Source organism: Hyphomonas sp. TMED31 (genome assembly GCF_002172815.1).
GTDB classification, from domain to species: domain Bacteria; phylum Pseudomonadota; class Alphaproteobacteria; order Caulobacterales; family Hyphomonadaceae; genus Hyphomonas; species Hyphomonas atlantica.
The window spans coordinates 1-18,983 of sequence record NZ_NHCK01000072.1 but is presented as its reverse complement, the minus strand read 5'-3'; the positions used below and the strand labels follow the sequence as shown (position 1 = coordinate 18,983).

General features: G+C 54.4%; 14 protein-coding genes, 1 tRNA gene and 1 pseudogene. 10 read left to right on the top strand and 6 right to left on the bottom strand.

Translation table 11 applies throughout. From position 1 onward, the window contains the following. Window positions 1–87: 87 nt before the first annotated feature. The 3 genes from CBB91_RS10850 to CBB91_RS10840 all read right to left on the bottom strand — a co-directional run bounded on the left by CBB91_RS10850 (window position 88) and on the right by CBB91_RS10840 (window position 3,336). A complete protein-coding gene (locus tag CBB91_RS10850; RefSeq protein WP_273014072.1) occupies window positions 88–1,011 on the bottom strand; it encodes a helix-turn-helix domain-containing protein in 924 nt (307 codons plus the stop codon). Between the two features lie 181 nt (window positions 1,012–1,192). After that, window positions 1,193–2,089: an SDR family NAD(P)-dependent oxidoreductase gene (locus CBB91_RS10845; RefSeq protein WP_273014071.1), complete on the bottom strand. Its 897-nt coding sequence runs from the start codon at window positions 2,087–2,089 to the stop codon at window positions 1,193–1,195. 38 nt (window positions 2,090–2,127) lie between these two features. Then, on the bottom strand, window positions 2,128–3,336 hold the full coding sequence (locus CBB91_RS10840; protein ID WP_345906805.1) for an acetyl-CoA C-acyltransferase: 1,209 nt from the start codon (window positions 3,334–3,336) through the stop codon (window positions 2,128–2,130). Window positions 3,337–3,572: 236 nt separating this feature from the next. Here CBB91_RS10840 and CBB91_RS10835 point away from each other — a divergent pair, with 236 nt between their 5' ends. Continuing rightward, window positions 3,573–4,373 carry a DUF1295 domain-containing protein gene (locus CBB91_RS10835; protein WP_035552557.1) on the top strand — a complete coding sequence of 267 codons (801 nt, stop codon included), beginning with the start codon at window positions 3,573–3,575 and terminating at the stop codon, window positions 4,371–4,373. A gap of 44 nt (window positions 4,374–4,417) precedes the next feature. Here the strand turns inward: CBB91_RS10835 and CBB91_RS10830 are convergent, their stop codons facing one another. Beyond that, on the bottom strand, window positions 4,418–6,175 hold the full coding sequence (locus CBB91_RS10830) for an AMP-binding protein (RefSeq protein WP_273014069.1): 1,758 nt from the start codon (window positions 6,173–6,175) through the stop codon (window positions 4,418–4,420). Between the two features lie 216 nt (window positions 6,176–6,391). On the opposite strand from CBB91_RS10830, the gene CBB91_RS10825 reads away from it, so the two are divergent. From CBB91_RS10825 to CBB91_RS10810, 4 genes are all read left to right on the top strand, one after another. Continuing rightward, window positions 6,392–7,132, top strand: coding sequence for an SDR family oxidoreductase (locus CBB91_RS10825; protein ID WP_035552178.1), 741 nt, complete (start codon window positions 6,392–6,394; stop codon window positions 7,130–7,132). A gap of 21 nt (window positions 7,133–7,153) precedes the next feature. Then, a complete protein-coding gene (locus CBB91_RS10820; protein WP_273014068.1) occupies window positions 7,154–8,623 on the top strand; it encodes a carotenoid oxygenase family protein in 1,470 nt (489 codons plus the stop codon). A gap of 59 nt (window positions 8,624–8,682) precedes the next feature. Next, window positions 8,683–9,918 (top strand): acetyl-CoA acetyltransferase, encoded by a 1,236-nt coding sequence (locus CBB91_RS10815; protein WP_273014067.1) that lies wholly within the window; start codon window positions 8,683–8,685, stop codon window positions 9,916–9,918. A 39-nt stretch (window positions 9,919–9,957) separates the two neighbouring features. Then, window positions 9,958–11,022: a nitronate monooxygenase gene (locus CBB91_RS10810; protein WP_273014066.1), complete on the top strand. Its 1,065-nt coding sequence runs from the start codon at window positions 9,958–9,960 to the stop codon at window positions 11,020–11,022. A 292-nt stretch (window positions 11,023–11,314) separates the two neighbouring features. On the opposite strand, the pseudogene CBB91_RS10805 reads toward CBB91_RS10810, so the two are convergent. Both CBB91_RS10805 and CBB91_RS10800 read right to left on the bottom strand, forming a co-directional pair. Then, a pseudogene (locus CBB91_RS10805) lies at window positions 11,315–12,057 on the bottom strand (alanine racemase); the annotation flags it as partial. Between the two features lie 127 nt (window positions 12,058–12,184). Continuing rightward, a complete protein-coding gene (locus tag CBB91_RS10800) occupies window positions 12,185–13,453 on the bottom strand; it encodes a D-arabinono-1,4-lactone oxidase (RefSeq protein ID WP_273014100.1) in 1,269 nt (422 codons plus the stop codon). 347 nt (window positions 13,454–13,800) lie between these two features. Here CBB91_RS10800 and CBB91_RS10795 point away from each other — a divergent pair, with 347 nt between their 5' ends. The 5 genes from CBB91_RS10795 to CBB91_RS10775 form a co-directional block, all read left to right on the top strand. Continuing rightward, complete coding sequence (locus CBB91_RS10795) at window positions 13,801–14,409, top strand: TetR/AcrR family transcriptional regulator (RefSeq protein ID WP_273014065.1); 609 nt, start codon at window positions 13,801–13,803, stop codon at window positions 14,407–14,409. Between the two features lie 253 nt (window positions 14,410–14,662). Next, window positions 14,663–16,972: a Tex family protein gene (locus CBB91_RS10790; protein WP_273014064.1), complete on the top strand. Its 2,310-nt coding sequence runs from the start codon at window positions 14,663–14,665 to the stop codon at window positions 16,970–16,972. A 129-nt stretch (window positions 16,973–17,101) separates the two neighbouring features. Continuing rightward, window positions 17,102–17,191, top strand: a tRNA-Ser gene (locus CBB91_RS10785). A gap of 210 nt (window positions 17,192–17,401) precedes the next feature. Next, the gene (locus tag CBB91_RS10780) at window positions 17,402–18,343 is read left to right on the top strand and encodes a 2-oxoglutarate and iron-dependent oxygenase domain-containing protein (protein ID WP_035552197.1); all 942 of its coding nucleotides are present in this window, start codon (window positions 17,402–17,404) and stop codon (window positions 18,341–18,343) included. Window positions 18,344–18,690: 347 nt separating this feature from the next. Beyond that, window positions 18,691–18,983 (top strand): glycoside hydrolase family 3 N-terminal domain-containing protein (locus CBB91_RS10775; RefSeq protein WP_273014063.1); only part of this gene is annotated, 293 nt, incomplete at its 3' end.

Here is an 18,983-nt window from a genome sequence, read left to right as displayed (position 1 = left end):
TAATCCGTCGCCCTTCTCTTGATCCGATCTGGATACTTCAGAGCCACAATGGTGGGTTTAGTTATGAAAGTCTATAGTACGATTTACTCAGGAATTGTTTTTCTCGACCAATTCATACGTCACCTCATGAGGCAACATCGGCTCCAGACAGTCTGAACAACCGACATAGGCATCGAGAGGATTACCGCAGAGTTTGTGGCGAAGAATAACCGGAGCCCCTTCAGGAGAGGCATAATACGTATCGCCCCACTTCTGCAGCATCACCAGCACAGGGTAATAATCCAAGCCCTTCTCGGTGAGAAGATATTCAAAACGTTCAGGATTATCCTGGTACTTATGAGGAATGATGATGCCGGTTTCCTCCAACCAGCTCAACCGATCAGATAGTATGTTTGACGCAATCGCCGTGTCTTTCAGGATCTCATCGAACTTTCGAAGGTGCGTGAAGATAGACCGGAGGATGAGCCCAGCCCACCTGTCTCCCATCAATTCGGCCGATGCTGTAAAAAGTAACGACTCTCTGGCGGGTTGATCGGCATCGCGGCGTTGCCGGCGACGACTGTAGATCGGCGCCATAAGCCCCACGCCCGGCCCCTGCTCCCAGCTCACATCACGCGCATTGATAACCTGCTGGCAATGCCCGCAAAGAGGCTCAGGCGTAGTGACATGCCCACATTTGCTATGTGTTAGTTTCGGAACGACAGCTTTTTCCTGCGTCGCCCAGCGTTGCTCCCAGCGCAGGAGCATCAAAGAGGTCCAGTAGAGTGCCAGCCCCTTGTCGGTGAGAACGTAGTTAAACCTCGGTGGTGAATCCGTGTAGGCCTGCTTTCGTAGCAGGTTTGCCTCGGTCAATTTCTTCAACCGGTTCGAAATTAGTGCTTTCTGCAGGCCGGAATTTTTCCGAATGGCGTCAAAACGCCTCTGACCGAACCAGATCGCCTCAAGGATAAGCANTGTCGGAGTATCCCCAACGACTTCCAAAGCCCGCCAGATCGAGCAGGTCCGGATCATGGGCCTCGAGTTATCAGACTTGGAACCTTCAGCAATCATGCCTCAGTCGCTGGCGCCTTTCCGGCCGGAACAGACCGGCCCAAGAGTAAACTTNGTGCCCAGAACGCGAACAATTACGAACAATAACGAGCGGACAACAAGTCAGACCTAGGCGCTAGTGACTATCATATCAATACCTTAATCACTGATGAGTTTTCGCTGCTGCTGCTTGCATGAATTGCTCAAAAGCGTGCTCGGCATGTTTGGTGCGGGGAAACGATGCATCGAGTTCATCCAACTTTTCCCGGTTTTCCAAGTACCAAGACTTAATATCTCCGTCGCTTGGCAGCATTGCTCCTACGGTTTCCAGAGTGCGCACCTGNCTCACCAGTCCNGCACCGGCGGTCCAAACGGTTCCATTCAAATGGCAATCTTCGCTCGCCAGCCAGCTGACAAANGGNGCAACCTTGTCTGCACTCAACGCATGATCACCCTCTGACGCCTCGGTCCCTCGGGTCATTTGTGTCAGCGCATAAGGCAATACGATGTTGGTTNGACAACCGTTGCGCGCCTCTTCTATCGCCATGTTCAAAGCAAAGGCCTGCAAAGCCCCCTTGGATGATGCATACGGCGAACGACCTCGAACACCGTACAGGCCTGCACTCGAAGAAACATANACGAGCCGAGCCGAAGGAGATTTTCTGAGGGTCGGAAGCGCGTGCCGGGTCAACCGAACCACGGACGCGAAGTTGGTCGCCATCACCAGGTCAAAATTCGCCGCGTCCATATCCACGAAACGTTTAGCGTCACCTGTGATGCCCGCGTTGAAGATAATACCATCAAGACGCCCATAGGTTTGCAGCGCGCGCTCCACCATGCGTTCGGCAGCACCATCATCCGTCACGTCGCTAGTCTCGACGACCGCATTTCCCCCGGCTGCCGCAATCTCTTGCACGACGTGCGCGGCAGAATCCGGCTGCCCCTCGCGAACACGATTGTTCACTACGACCCTTGCACCACGCTTCGCCAGATCCAACGCAAAAGCTCTTCCCAATCCTTTGCCGCCGCCGGTTATCAAGACAACACGTTTTTCGGCCATGCTTTCCTCCTGTGGAACAAGTTCAGATCAATGCAGGATCACACGCGCTCAATGATCAGCGCACTTCCGATTCCACCGCCGGCCAGCGCGACCACCATACCGAGTTCGTCATCACGACGAACTAATTCATGTAACAAATTTGCCGTTAGGATGGCGCCTGTTGCCCCCATTGGGTGGCCCATCGCGAGATGTCCCCCATTCACATTCACCTTGTCCATGTCCGGATTGTACTCGCGCTCAAATGCCAAAGGCGGCGCAGCAAAAGCCTCCATGTACTCAATCAGATCCAGGTCGTTGAGTTGGAGGCCAGCATTCGCCAAGGCTTTTTCCATAGCCATTGGACCGGCATCGAATTGATCAATCGGATGACACGTCACTTCTGCAAAGGACAGAATGCGGGCTTTAGGGGCTAGGCCACTCTTATGCTTCGCCTCAGCCCCGCCCATCAGCGCGAGCGCCGCCCCGTCAGAGAGTCCCGGCGTATTCGCGACCGAGTGCACATAGCTGATTTCAGAGAGTTCCGGATGCTGTTTCAGCATCATCGTCTGCGCCAAACCCCTACCGAGCGAGGCGAACGCTGGCTTGCGTTGCTCCAAATGCTCCATAGTCAGTTCGCCATTTATCCACTCGTCACGAGCACAAAGAACTTCGCCATTTGAGCCTCTGACCGGAACCACGCTTTTGTTATAGCGCCCACTGTCCCATGCGGCTGCCGCGCGATTGTGAGACCGTAAAGTGACTTCGTCCAATTCTCTTTTCGAATACCCCTTTTGACTTGCAAGTAACTCCGCACCAAGGATCGGAGCCAGCCACCCCAGCGCCTCAGATCGCGCAGCATCGGCATACACAGGGGCATTATCGGCTAGAAATGGCACCTTTGAGAGCATTTCCACACCTCCAGCCAACATGAGACCATTTTCGCCAGCCCTGGCCGCAAGAAATGTATCCCCAATGGCGGACAATCCTGATACGCAGTAATTGTTCACGGTTCGGGTAACAACATTCCCCAGAAGCCCAGACTCGGCTTTTGCAAGATGCGCGATATGCCCACCTTGCGCGCCAACCTGCCCCACACAACCCAAGACCAATCTGGACACACTTGCACGCATGTCTGGGGAGGTACGGCTCACAAGTTCGTCGACCAATACCGCGATTAACGCTTCCGGAGTGACAGAGTGCAAACCTCCATCTGGGCGACCTCGACCGCGCGGCGTACGAAGCGCTTCGAATATGTAGACGTCTTCCATGTATCCCTCCGGGAAGAAATTCTCACCTCCCCTCAGCATTGACTTGCGTATCCATACCGTTAGCGCAATTCAACGGCCTACTTCAACTGCTTCCTTAGCGTCACCAGCAGTGAACATGAGAGAACCAATACCACCACCAAGAATAGGTTTTATATTGCAAGCCTCTTTTCACTCACATAGAAATGGGTGAAAGTGCGGATAACGAACAGAACAAATTATTCGGAGGGGGAACGTCCTTGCTACAGATCATTCTAGTCAATTTTGGCATATCACTCACAGCATTCGTTGCGCTTTGGGCCATCAGTGTAAAAATTAAAAATGCAAGCATTGTTGACATTTTCTGGGGGCCCGCCTGCGCGCTTCCTGCTGCCACAACATGGCTGCAAACCGAATCGCACTCATTGCGCGCCACTTTGATCACGACACTTGTATTGATCTGGGGACTTCGACTGGGACTGTACCTCGGCATCCGCAATGTCGGCCACGGAGAAGACTTCAGATACGTCAGGATGCGCGAGAAAGCCGGCGGTGACGGCCCCTTCGTCATGCGCAGCCTAACGCACGTTTTCGTTTTGCAGTGCTGCATCTCATTCTTTGTGTCCCTCCCTGTACAGATAGGTCAGTTTGGATTCTCCGAGTGGCTACTGTTCCCGGAGGGCGAGCTCGGCATCATTGCCTATCTCGGAATTACGATCTTCGTCATCGGCCTGTTGTTTGAAGCTGTAGGCGACCATCAACTCAGACAGTTCAAAAAGAATCCAGAGAACAAAGGCAAGCTGATGGATCGCGGCTTGTGGTCATGGACCCGCCACCCGAATTACTTTGGAGATGCCGCAGTCTGGACTGGTCTGACGTTAGTCGCTCTTGAAAGCCAGTGGGGCTTCCTGACAATACTAAGCCCACTGCTGATGATCCATTTTCTGTACAATTTGTCGGGAAAAGCCCTGCTGGAACGATCGATGTCTCGGCGCTATCCAGATTACGAAGATTACCGCCGCAGAGTCAGCGGCTTTCTACCTCGACCGCCTGCACGATAACTCAGCGGAGGCGGCGGCATTCTGAGCCGCCGCCTCTGGATGTCTTAAAAGCTCAACACGTCGGAAGGAACAGGGTCAGAATACAACCACTCAACCGTTTCCTTTCTCCGACGTATCGCCAGCGCCTGATTGATTGATCCCTTATCTGACACTTCTCCAGCTCCCATGTCCGGCGGCTCGCTCAAGAAGGCAAATCGGCAAACACGTTCACTTGACCCCTTCGCCGACTTGTTGAACCGCTCAATCGCCTCAACGAGATCTTGCTGAGTGGCCGAAAGGCCTGCCGGCGTTGGCCAGGCAAGAATTCCGATCCGATCATATCCCTCACCGCACACCAATGCATCCGCAACGTATGGCGCGAGATCACGAACCAGAGCGGCACGCAGAGATCCACCCGTGACCCACGTTCCGGTACTCAATTTGAAATCCTCTGACAATCGGCCACCGAACAACAAACCTCGCGTAGGGTCGTTTGGGTCAGCAAACTCGGCAGCATCTCCGATGCTATAATATCCCTCTTCGTCAAATGACCTCGCCGCGGCATCCGGTTGCCGCAAGTAGCCAGACATCACGCAAGGGCCTTTAATCCGCAGCTCATAGCGATCACCCATCGGCACAAGTTTCAATGTCACGCCTGACAATGGCAGGCCTATACCGACTTGGTCCGTCTCGAAGTAAATAAACATACACCCGGACGTAGTCTCCGTTGCACCGTATCCTGATGAGATGAGAATACGATGACCCGTTGCTTCTACAGCGAGCGCCTGAAGCCGGTCATGGACGGGCTGGGGCAACCCCGCGCCCCCGAAGACCAAAACCTGCATCTTCGAAAAGAAGTGGTCGCGAAGGTCGGAATCGTTCTCCAACTCTTCCACGAGCATCGCGTAGCCAACTGGCACGCTTGTAAACGTGGTGAGCTCCAGGTCGCGGATGTTCCGAAGCGTTGCCTCAAACCGCCCCGGCATTGGGCGCCCTTCGTCAACATAATAGGATCCGCCGACAAGCGCCGAGGCGATTGACACATAAAGACCGGACACATGGCTCCAGGGCAACCATTCAAGAATGGTGCGGTCCCAGGTGCCCGTATCTTTCATTGCCCACCAACTCTGCGACACGCACACCATCATCATTTCATGAGTCTGAACCACGGCCTTTGGCATCCCAGTGGATCCGGACGTCAGCATGTACGCGGCATGCGTTTCAGGCGTGATTTTCTCAATCGCTTCATCAACTGCATGCGTGGCCTGTCCTGCGCACAATTCCGCGAAATCTACTGCGCCGTCCTCAATAGCTGCCGGATCGCAAGTAACAATCTGAGCGTTCGGCAGACACGCACGCGCGGCCGCGACATGTGGTGATCCCTCCGCAAACACAAACTCTGGCTGTACGATGTTTGCCGCATGCCTCATGCGTGCAAAATCAGTACTGGCGCCAAGCAGGGCATAGTTCTCGCTGACAGGCGCAATTGGTATTCCCGCGAACAGCGCGGCAAATCTCATGGTTGCATGCGCCACTGAGTTTCCAGAAACAATCATGAGCGGCGTTTCCGCCGTCGCTCCGGAATCCAGCAACCATTGAGCGCAGGACCGGACGTCACCAACAAACTCTGCGTAAGTCTTGGTAGCCCACTCACCGGACGAATCGCGCTCAGCCATCGCAATTCGGTCTGACCATTTCTGTGCAGACGCCATCAACCCGACAGCCACATTCGGCGCAATCAGCTCCAATTCGTCCTTTGTCGACATGAGCATAGTTCCGTCGGCGCGGGTCTCGATGTCTAGATCGACCGCAGGAAATTTCACTTTTCTGAACGCCGGCTTAGCCGGTTTACTCTTGGTCAACATGGGTCCTCCGCTTGAATATCTATACTGGGTATGTTTTTACAATTGACTACAACAGGACGGTCTGATCCAATCAAAGTCAACAGGGAACAAGGCCGCTCTTCACCAGAAGTGTCAGGCACTCGTTAATGCAGAGCATCAAAAGGGCCGCATTGACGAGACAGGAAAGGAAACACAATGAAAGTCGAAGGCTGCACGGCATTGGTCACCGGCGGAAACCGCGGCATCGGGCAAGGGTTCGTCGAAGAACTCATCGATGCGGGCGCAAGAAAGGTATATGTCGGTTCGCGAAATCCGGCCGATATTCCAGAGTCGTATGCCGATTACGGCGACAAGGTCGAGATCATCCAACTGGACATAAGCGATCCAGAACACGTTGCGGCGGCCGCTGAGAAGGCTCAGGACGTGACATTACTTGTGAACAATGCCGGTGTGTTTCACATGACCACACTCATGACCGCCCCGACCATGGATGATATGCGCTCCGAAATGGAAGTGAATTTCTTTGGTACGATGTCCATGTGCAGAGCATTCGCTCCAATCATTGAGAGCAATGGTGGTGGTGCGATTGTAAACGTTCTATCCGCGGGCGGCATTGTCGCAGTGCCGAATATGGGAGGATACAGTCCGTCCAAGTTCGCCATGCGGGCTGCTTCGGACTGCATGCGCGCAGAACTTCGCTCAAAAAACATCCACGTAGCCGCTTTGATTGTTGGCTCCGTAAAAACGCGCATGGCTGCTCATATCAAGAATATGAAACAGGCTCTGCCGCGAGATATTGGCAAGGCTGGGATTATAGCCGTCGAGAACAACATCAACGAGCATGACACCGATCCACACGCGGTATCTGTACGCGCATTTCTTGCCCGTGACCCTCACGGACTCGCGGAGTCCATGGCGCAGCGCGTAGCTCAATAAGCCCAATAGCGGACATCAACGATGACTATTCTTTACAAAAACAATATTGAATTCAAAATTTCACCGAACGAGCATCCTTACCTCAACGGCGCATGGTCCCCCTGCCGCGAGGAAGTGGATGCGGTGGACATGGAAGTCATCGGAGAAATTCCAAAAGATATTTCCGGGATCTATGTCCGCAACACGGAGAACCCAGTCCGTGATGCCATTGGCATTTACCATCCGTTTGACGGCGATGGCATGGTCCATGCCATGTCTTTCCATAATGGACAGGCCAAGTACTCGAACAGGCTCGTGCAGACCAAAGGTCTAAAGGCTGAACAGGAAGCTGGCCACGCCCTATGGACAGGAATCGCGGGCAATCCTGCGAAATCCGAACGCGAAGGATGGGGCGCTCGGGGGCGAATGAAAGACTCATCATCTACAGATGTTGTGGTTCATGGTGGGAACATATTGTCTACATTCTATATGTGCGGCGATGGCTACATTCTGGATCCGGAAACGCTAGAAACGACAGGCACCGCCGACTGGGTTCCCGAGGGAGGAATTTCAGCCCACCCAAAAGTCGACCTCGCAACTGGAGACCTGCTCTTTTTCAACTACGGAAAAGAGGCGCCTTACATGCATTACGGCGTGGTCGGAGCAGACCAGAAGCTAAAGCACTATATTCCCATCGAGTTGCCCGGCGCGCGCCTTCCGCACGATATGGCCTTCACCCAGAATTATTCGATCCTGGTGGATCTGCCGCTCTTTTGGAACCCCGACCTGCTAAAGAAAGGCATTCACGCCAATCAGTATTATCCTGATTTACCGACCCGATTTGCCATTGTACCTCGGTTTGGAAATCCCAGCGAGATTCGGTGGTTCGAAGCCGCTCCCACTTATGTGCTTCACTGGATGAATGCGTGGGAAGAGGGAAATGAGATTGTGCTGGACGGATACTTCCAGGATGATCCAGACCCCGCCCCTCTGGACGTTCCGGGTCTGGACAAGAAATTCGGTAAATTGCTCGCAAACATAGACGAGCACTCTTTCAAACCGAAACTTCACCGTTGGCGATTTAATCTCGATACGGGCAAGACGACTGAAGAACGTCTCGATGATCGCATTCTGGAGTTCGGCTCGTTCAACCAGAACTATGCGGGCATCAAATCGCGCTATCTCTATTCCACCACGACAAAGCCAGGCTGGTTCCTTTTCAATGGATTGGTGAAGCATGACATGGAAACGGGAGATTCCGACGCCTACATGCTGGAAGACGGACGCTACGCAAGCGAGTCTCCGTTTGTACCGCGCATCAACGCAAAGTCTGAAGATGACGGCTATCTGATCTCGTTCATCATCGATACGGTCAATGACAGGTCGGAGTGCATTCTTGTGGATGCGCAGAACGTATCAGCAGGACCCGTCTGTCGCATTATACTACCGCACCGCATCTCAAGCGGCACGCATGCGACGTGGGCAAATCGCGACGAACTCGTTACAGTATAAAACGTAATTATAAGGGACAGGTCAGCCTAGCACTGACACGACACCAAAGGAAACGCACCATGACGGCACCAGTCTACATTCTCGGCGGCACTCAAAGCGACTTCTCGCTAAATTGGACCCGCGACAACAAGAGCCTGTTCGATCTGTTTTCTGATACAGTTCTGAAAGCTCTCGAGAAAACAGGACTGGACCCTAAAGACGTGGATGTTGGACATGTCGGGAACTTCGTAGCCGAACTGTTTACCGGCCAAGGCATGCTGGGCGGGTATTTTGGCCACGTACATCCCGATTTCTCGGGCATGCCTGCCTCACGTCATGAAGGGGCTTGCGCATCGGGATCGCTCGCAATTCTCGCGGCCATGTCAGACATTCAAAGCGGCCGCTACGATCTCGCTTGTGTTGCCGGTATTGAGATGATGCGAAACGTTCATGGTGATCAAGCTGCGAAGAATTTGGGCGCGGCTGCCTGGGTCGGCCGTGAGGCACAAGGCCGAAAATATGTGTGGCCAGCTATGTTCTCTGACCTTTGCGACGAATATGAGCGTCGCTACGGGCTGAACTATGACCACTTGATGGGCATTTCGAAAATCAATTTCGAGAACGGCCGTCGCAATCCAAACTCGCAAGCACGGAACTGGAAGTTCACGGACAAAAGCTTCACAGCTGACGATGAGGCCAATCCAGTTATTGACGGCTGGATGCGCCGGCAGGACTGCGGTCAGGTCACAGACGGCGCCGCAGTCGTTTTCCTCGCTTCGGAAGAACGCGCTCAACAGTACGCAAAAGAACGCGATATTGATATTGAGGAGCTTGCCGTAATACGAGGATGGGGTCATACGACCGCGCCGCTCATGATGGAAACGAAACTCGAAGAAAGCCGCGATCAGGACTACGTTCTNCCTTGGACNCGAAAAGCAATTACCGACGCTTANGCACGAGCTGGCATTTCCGGGGTTGAAGAAGTCGATGCAATTGAAACGCATGATTGCTTCTCGATCACTGAGTACATGGCTATCGAACATTTTGGAATTACNGCGCCCGGCGAAGCCTGGAAGGCCATTGAAGATGGCCGAATTGCCATGGACGGGTCGATCCCNGTCAATCCATCCGGCGGCCTCATCGGGCTCGGCCACCCCGTGGGAGCGACGGGTGTACGGATGATGCTGGATTCATACCGCCAGGTAACAGATCAAGCGGGCGACAATCAGGTTGAGGGAGCACGGACAATGGCAACCTTCAACGTNGGTGGTTCAGGAACCACGAACTGCTCCTTTGTCATCGGTACCGCCGAATAACTCCGCNCNACNTTCGGCAGCACAAAAGAGGTGAAAGCGATGGTGCGANCAGCATCGGAGACCCTTGCGGGCATAGCCAGCAAGCTGACTATCCCCGCGATTTCGGCACCCATGTTTCTGGTGTCCGGTCCTGACCTAGTCAAGGAAACCTGCAACAATGGCGTTATCGGGGCGTTTCCGTTTCCCAATGCGCGCACGATCGCAACACTTGACGAGTGGCTGGATAATCTTGGACGCACACTGGGAGAGGAAGCGGCGCCATATGCCGTCAACCTGACAACCCACCGGTCATATGATCGTCTCGCCGACGAAATTGACCTGATCCGAAACCATAAACCCAAGATCGTCATCACCGCCTTGGGGGGACCAGACCCTGTTTTGGATGTGGTCCATGAATATGGCGGACTTGTCATCGCCGACGTCAACAGCCTCGACCATGCCCGCAAAGCCGCCGAGAAAGGCGTGGATGGCATGGCATTGGTTTCCGCGGGTGCTGGCGGGCACACCGGNGCAATGGCCGGNTTTGCCTTTGTGCCAGCCGTCCGTGAGTTCTTCGACGGTATCGTCATACTGGCCGGTTCAATCGGGACCGGGCGCGCAATCCGAGCAGCAGAAGTTCTGGGGGCCGACCTTTGCTACATTGGCACGAGCTTCATTGCGGCCGAGGAAAGTCTAGCTACACCAGAATACCGGGAAATGCTGGTCGCTGCGACCTACAATGATCTCGTTTTGAGCAATTCACTAACCGGCGCTTATGCGAACTATTTAAAGCAAAGCCTGGATAAGATGGGCGTGAACTACGGTGGTCCCGCCAANGCGGCTTCAATGGATTTGTCGAACTCAGACAGCAAGATCAAGGCTTGGCGCGATGTTTGGTCAGCNGGCCATGGTGTTGGCAGCGTCCGTCAAATTGAACCTGCTGCAAAGATCATTGCCCGATTGAAATCAGAATACGAAGCGGCCCGTTNNGTCTNATCAGGCAGATGCTTCGAAAACCGGCCATCGCTCGACAATTTTACCATTCGAATAGACCGCGATATCTCCAAACTGCAAAAATACCGCCTCGCTCTGATGAGGCCTGAAAAACACAAATTCGTCCGGTGAAATTTCCAAATCTGATCCACCATTCAACATTTCCTGATTAGAGGATCGGCCGAAAGTCGAATTATAATCCAGTCCCGGCGGGTCGACCGGATCAGCCAACCAGTGGCCGCCATAAATGAACACNGTTTTGGNACTNTTCGGGTTCCACGAACGCTGGATACCTTCAGCAAACTCCAGACCCGGCAGCACAGTCCGATCGAGNGATTTCACAACGGGTGTCGCAATAAAACTTGCCGGCAAATGCGGCTCAAGCAAATCCGTGTCAAAGTGCGTTGGCTTCACCAAACACGANCCTGCAGACACTTCATTCGCCAGGGACGTGTCCTGATAATAGCGGTAGGTAGGGCTGCCAGCGGCGTTTCGAGTAATCGCTGCCAACTCATCACCCGAAAATACTTCAGCCGCCAAGCTGAGGCAGTTGCTATATGTCTCCCATGCAGCTCGCTTAGCACGATCTCGCCAGCCCAAAGTAGTTGGCAAAGACGGCAGATGCGGTTCGTAGCCCATGAATCCTGAGAAACTCAAACTCGGATCGGCCTTTAGCACCTCCAAAGTTCGGCGTAATTCCTCGCCTGGCGTAAAGCCGCCTCTGTGCAACCCGACATCTATTTCAAGATTGATCCGAAAGGTACGATCTAATCCGATTGCAAGCTCGCGATACTGCTCCAGACGAACTGGAGTATCTATAAGCCATTGCACCTGATCAGCTGCAGCCCCATTCTCCGGCAGGAGTTCGGAGAAATATGTCCTAACCGCCGCTATGGGAAGCGGCTTACCGAGCAGCTGATCCGCATCCGGCATATGTGCACTCAAAGCGTTCAGCATTGGCTGATTAAATGTCATCAGCCGGTCAGTCCCAGTTCGATTGCGAATGTGCGATAACAGATCAAGAGATGGCAGTGACTTTGCGACTATTCGGTATCCCATCCCATTGGGGAGATGGGTCAGCAACGTATCGATATTCGCATCAAGCCGCTCCAGATCTATGACCAGTGTGGGCGTGCCAATGCCTTCCCTTGCCAAAGCATCCTGCATATCGAGGAAGTATTTTTCTCGGGGCCCACTCTTGTCCCTTGGTCGCTGAGTCATACCTGCCACCCCTACTACACCCACACCTGCAATTATCAGCTGACGTCTGCTGACAGAGAAACGTCTTTCACCTTCAGGCATCAAACTGTTCCCCAAAGATATTCGCGAGATGCGGGTTCAAGAACTTTCCATTGGGATCGAGCTCTCTTCTCAAGGCTCTGAATTGTTCAAAGTCCGGATACAGGCTCGCAAAATCTTCATGTCCCAGGGAATGATGCTTGCCCCAATGCGGCCGCCCGCCACGGGCCAGATACAAGGGTTGAAAGTCTTTGAAAAAATAACCGTAGCGTTCGTCCGCAGCAGCATGAATGGCAATCGACGCCCGGGGACCTCCTTGAAAAGGGCTGAGCCATGCGCTGTCGGAGGCGATGTGACGATACTCAACCGGCCAATAAGCCTCGCCTTTTCGATCCAGCATTCGAACGACGTCCTTTACAGTACGGGGGCCTTCCTGACGCGGAAGATGGAACTCCATTTCGTTGAACCGGATCGGCCGAGTGGTCGCCAACAATTCGTGTGACCATCCAACATAATCCTCAATGAGTCCTGTGGGCAGGTTTGCTTGGGCAATCCGCTTCCTGAGCCAAGGCGCCCAACCCAGTTGGTCCCTCAATTGTTTCAACGCGTCCATCGTCTCGTCATCATCGCTCTCCGCAGCTTCCGTCACCGGCTTGTCGGTTTCGTCGTGCGTGATCGACAGCGCCAAACCGGTACCAGGCAGATAGAAGAACTCGAAATTCCGATGGCGTGCTGCGCGTTCCTCAATAGTGTCGAGCAGATCATCAATTTTTTCGACAATTGCCTGGCGACGCAACTTGAAAGCCGGGACAGTTCGCAGCTTGTACTCGGTGATCACGCCGAGTGCGCCGAGGGACACCTTCCCCGCTTCAAAAAGCTCAGGGGTGATTTCTCTTGAAACATTCAGAACGTCGCCATTCGGCGACACAATGCGAAATGCGGTGATGTTGTCATGGAGCGCCGGCAAGTTTTCGCCGGTTCCGTGCGTCGCCGTTGAAAATGCGCCTGCGAGCGTCTGCACATCCACATCTGGCAGATTGTCGAAAGCCCGGCCTCTCTCGGCCAAAGCTTGGCAAGCCTCAAAGATAAGCGTGCCAGAGCCGAACGTCGCCTCCCCTGTCTGATCGTCGAATGCCTTGAGGCCACTCAGATAATTGGTCTGCAGGATGTAGCCATCCGTTGGAGCCAAAGCCGTGAAAGAATGCCCGCTGCCTGCAGGTCTGACGCGGTGCGGGCTGTCGCGGACAAACGCGGCAAGCTCGTTTTCGTTTACAGGCAACACCAGTTCGCGCGGTGTCGCTTTTTGTGCGCCCGACCAATTCATCCAGCCAACGCGCCCATCCGGCGCGACAGGTAGCGACGGATCATACCCCTCTTGTGCGAAGTTCTTCCCATTCCAATGCAGCTTTTGCGCTGCCGGTACGCCAACAGCTGCCGCTGCCACGCCGCCGCCGACCAGCAGGGATCTTCTTGATAATCTCATGACGCTCCTCCAAACGGTAGCCTATGCTACTCTTATTCTGAGTCAATTTGGCTGCTTGTACCGACCTGCTTAAATCCTTGCTTCAAAGGCGCATCGAGGCGCTAGAATGCGATATCCTCTTGAAAATTCGCCGAACCCCCAGAAGAGTCTAAGTAACTCCGAAGTTATCACCAAGAGTAGATTGTTCCGTGCCAACAAATTCCGACAAGCCTGTTCCAAAGCAAGCGCGCTCAAAAGAAACTTACGAGAAGATTCTGGCGGCCTCCCAGGAATTGCTGACTGAATCCGGAATTGAGGGATTCAATTCAAACGCCATTGTCGAACGAGCTGGCATGACACCGCCCGCCTTTTATCGATGGTTTCCAAACAAGTACGCAATTCTGGAGGAATTGGCGTCTCGTTTCATGCACGCGCAGAATGTGGTTACGCAACAACATCTGAAAGCGTTTGACATGGGCAATACAACCATTGCCGAAACTATTCGGCGCTCACTAGACGAATCTGTCGAGGTGAGCGCGTCATTTGTGGGCAGTCATGCGATAATGGTGTGTATGCGCGCCATCCCTTCGCTTAGCGATATTCGGCTAAAGTCCCACGAAGCGATCACGAATGCCCTGGCCACACGTATGGTCGAAGTCGGTCTCGCTCCATCCAAAGAGGCGGTCGAAACCAGGTGCCGGCTTGTTGTGGAACTCGGCTATGCAGCAATTGAGCTGGTTTTCGAAACCAGTCTGGAAAATCGCAAGGAAGTCGTGGAGCGCACAACCGCTGCATGCACTGCCGCGCTTGGACTGTAATTACAGTCGCTGATTGGCTTGAATCATAAAGCCATCGCCGGTTGGAGATATCCGCAAAAACTGACCGCCCTGGCCACATCTCACGATCGGTCAGCAAGTCTAGGGTTGTTGAGATCACCCACTCGGAGAATGTGAGGCATGACGACTCTCGGCAACATTTGATTAACCTTGTTCTTCAAGATGCACACTTCGAATTGGTGTTCAGACATCATGCGCTTCCCCGAATTTCGAACTCTGCAAAGGCCGAACATTTATGCCAGCTGCCAAGCAATTAGTCTCCTTCGTCACGTTCCCGCTGGCCCAGATCATTGCGCGTGATCTCGGCGTGCGAGAGGCGCAGGTTGAGTCAACAATTACCCTGATCGAAGAAGGCGCGACTATCCCGTTCATTGCGAGATATCGCAAGGAGCGCACCGGTGGTCTCGACGATACGCAATTGCGGAAACTCGCTGAACGCTATGAGTACCTCACAGAGCTACAAGCGCGCCGGGAAACGATCCTCACGTCAATCTCGGATCAAGGTAAACTGACGCCCGCGCTTGAGCGAGCGCTTTTGTCCGCGGAAACCAAAGTGGAGTTGGAAGACCTCTACCGTCCCTACAAACCGAAACGGCGAACCAAGGCAACAATCGCCCGTGAACAAGGGCTCGAGCCACTCGCTGAAAAACTCCTGGCCGGCGCGGGAAATCCAGAGCGCCTCGCTGCGTCGTTTGTAGATCCAGCAAAAGAGGTCATCTCAAGCGCTGCAGCACTGGAAGGCGCGCGTGACATTCTGATTGAACGCATGGCGGAAACACCGAACCTCGCGCGACACGCTCGAGAATCGGTTTGGAAAGCAGGCGAACTGAGCTCCCGATTGGTGAAAGGCAAAGAAGCGGACAAGTTTCGAGACTATGCCGACTTTGCTGAGCCGCTTGAAAAAATGCCATCCCATCGCGCGCTCGCCATGCTGCGCGGCGAAAAGGAAGGTATTCTCAAAGTTGGTGTCGGTATCCAGTCGCGAAAAGCAGAAACGCCTCGCGAAGTTATCACCCGAATCTGCAAGGAGTTCGGGATTAATGCGTCCGGCAGCGCTGGCGCCAAATGGTTGCAGGAGACAGCTGAAAAAGCCTGGTCAACCAAACTCGCAAAATCGGGCGCGTCAGACTCCCTCGCCCGTTTGAAATCCAGAGCTGAAGCCGAAGCTATTCAAGTTTTTTCCAGCAATCTCAGAGACCTGCTTCTCGCGGCACCCGCTGGCAAGAAAACCGTTATGGGCATTGACCCGGGCATTCGAACAGGGTGCAAGATCGCCGTTATCGATGCGACGGGCAAACTGCTCGAAACTGCCACGATCTACCCTCATGCCCCACGAAATGATCGCGAAGGCGCACTCAAGACTCTCAGGGAGTTGGCGGCTCGCCACCGCGTAGACCTGGTTGGAGTTGGAAATGGCACGGCGGGGCGCGAGACCGACGCCTTGGTCAGTGATCTCGCAAAGTCTACACCAGACCTAAAACTTGCGAGCCTGATGGTTTCGGAAGCCGGCGCATCAGTCTACTCCGCGTCCCAGCTCGCGGCAGACGAGTTCCCCGAGCTTGATGTCAGCTTGCGCGGAGCAGTCTCCATCGCCCGCCGCCTACAGGATCCACTCGCAGAATTGGTCAAGATCGAGCCAAAGGCCATTGGTGTGGGTCAATACCAGCATGATGTCGATCAGAGCGCGCTCACCCGCTCACTGGGGGCTGTCGTGGAGGACTGCGTGAATGCGGTCGGCGTTGACGTGAACACCGCCTCTGCACCCCTGCTCACCCACGTATCAGGACTCAATGCAACGCTTGCTGGGAACATTGTGGCATTTCGCAACGAGAACGGTCCGTTCAAGACGCGGAAACAATTGAAAAAGGTTCCGCGGATGGGCGCCAAGAGCTTTGAGCAATCGGCTGGCTTTCTTCGGATTGTCGGCGGCACGGACCCGCTTGATGGTTCTGCGGTCCACCCCGAATCCTATCCGCTTGTGGAGCGTATCGCGAAAGCAACTGGCAACTCGATCAAGTCACTGATCGGCAACACATCCGTCCTCTCACAAATAAACCCGGCAGATTTTGCAGACGAAACTTTCGGAGTTCCCACAGTCCGAGACGTCATCGCCGAACTCGAAAAGCCAGGACGCGACCCACGTCCGGATTTTCAAACGGCAACTTTCAAAGACGGCGTCAATGAAATCAAGGATCTGTCCCAGGGAATGCAGCTCGAAGGTGTGGTTACCAATGTGACAGCCTTTGGCGCCTTCGTGGATATCGGCGTCCACCAAGATGGTCTCGTCCACATATCTCAGCTTTCGGATTCTTTCGTCGAAAACCCTCGAGACGTGGTGAAAGCTGGCGACATTGTTCGCGTGCGAGTTCTGGACATCGATATCGACCAGAAGCGCATTAGCCTGAGCATGAAGTCATCGACAGAGGCGGCTCGAAAAGCGCCCAGCCGTCCAAAGGAACGCACACGCAATAAAGTCGAACCACATGCCAAGAAGTCGCGTGAGGCCAGCAGTCCATTCGATGTGCTGAAATCGCTTAAACGCTAAGGCCCGAAACGCTTGCGATGGGCCTTTTGGATGCCTCATTCGACCGTAGTCTCGAAGAATTTGACCGCTCAACCGAACTCAGGGGCTTGCGATCATGTTGGGGTTTCTCTAGACCCCGTATTCCGCGCTGGAGAGGTGGCCGAGTGGCTGAAGGCGCGCCCCTGCTAAGGGCGTATACGTTAACGCGTATCGAGGGTTCGAATCCCTTCCTCTCCGCCACCCGTCTTGCTCAACCCATAAAGCAGACCGTCGAATTGAACCCATCTCTCGGCTGAAACCTTCTGATTTCGTGGAGGATTGTTGGCACTGTTTCTGAGTGCCGAGCCTCAGCGCGAGTGCACTTCGGTCGGCTCCAGGTGTCGATACCTATGGCGAGCATCTTGAGGTGTGGTAGTCTGCGCTGCCAAGTTCCAGCAAGTGCCTGATCCAATGACCGAATATTTCAAACCCATTCCGTTCGAGCTATTCAAGACCGATAAAAAGGCCTTCGGCGATGCGCTTTGCCAGTCTTTCCGCGAGACAGGGTTTGCCGTCGTGTCCGGCCATACTGTGGACCAAGGCATTATCGACCGTAATCTGGACGCCACCAAGGCGTTCTTTGCCCTGCCAGACGCCACCAAACTGGCCTATGATGGCCGCGCAGGCGGTGGCCAGCGTGGATACACCGCTTTCGGAACTGAGAACGCCAAGGGCAATGCTCACGCGGACCTGAAGGAATTCTGGCATACAGGGCGCGACCTGCCGGATGACAGCCCCTATCGCGACACGATGGCCGACACGCCGAGCGTATCTGAAATTCCAGAATTCGACGACGCGACCCGCGCACTCTTTGCAGCACTGGACGAGATGGGGCGGGAGATTCTGGAGGGTGTTGCGCTGCACCTTGGCCTCGCGGAGAACTGGTTCGACGACAAGGTCAATTTTGGTAACTCAATCCTGCGCCTGCTCCACTATCCACCACAGCAGACCCCACCACCAGAAGGCACGGTCCGCGCAGGGGCTCACGAAGACATCAACGTCATCACATTGTTACTGGGTGCTGAGGAGGCCGGACTTCAGGCACTACACCGGTCTGGCGAATGGCTCGACGTGAACCCACCCGCTGGAGCTCTGGTTATCAATTGCGGAGACATGCTGCAAAGACTAACGGGCGGCGTCTTGCCATCCACGACCCATCGCGTGCTGAATCCCTCACCCGAGCGCGCGAGATTCCCGCGATACTCCACCCCCTTTTTCCTTCATTTCAATCAGGACTATTTAATTGAAGCTCTGCCTGGGTGCGTCGCAGAAGGTGGCAAGGCTCAGCCCGCGATCACAGCGCAGGATTACCTTATGGAACGTCTTCGCGAGATCGGACTGGTCAAAGCATAGTGATCGACTGCTCCTGAGCTCTTTGGCGTTACTCGCGCTCAACCAGCTCACCACGCAAATGTTAACGTTGACATCGCTCGCGCCTACCCCAATGATTGCGCTAACTTAATCGCGACAAACGCGAAGATTCTGGGGAGGAATATATGACCGAGGCGTCAGCGGGCTCGCGCCCAAAGCTATTGTTTGCTCTACTCTCAGGCACTCTTGTTGCGTCAGCTTGCGCTTCATCTTCGATCGCGCCGTCGCGGGCCGCGTCCACTTCGATCGAGGAGGAATCTCAGTCCAAGTGCGCGCCAAACCCAAGTCTGACGAATGCGTCTCAGAGGGTGCAATCGCTCGTGTCGCAGATGACATTGGACGAGAAACTGGGTCAGCTGAACCAGGCTGCCGGTGGGCGCAGCAAATCTCTCAATTCAAAACTTACGTCGGACGAACTCGAAAAGGTGCGCCGGGGGGAAATTGGGTCCTATCTCCATGTCGCTGGCGCCGAGCCTCTTGGAGCGCTTCAAAAAGTCGCTGTCGAAGAGAGCCGGCTCGGCATCCCGTTGCTGTTCGCGATGGATGTCGTTCACGGCTATCGCACGATATTCCCGGTCCCCTTGGCTATGGCAGCAAGCTGGGAGCCGGAGCTCTGGGAAAA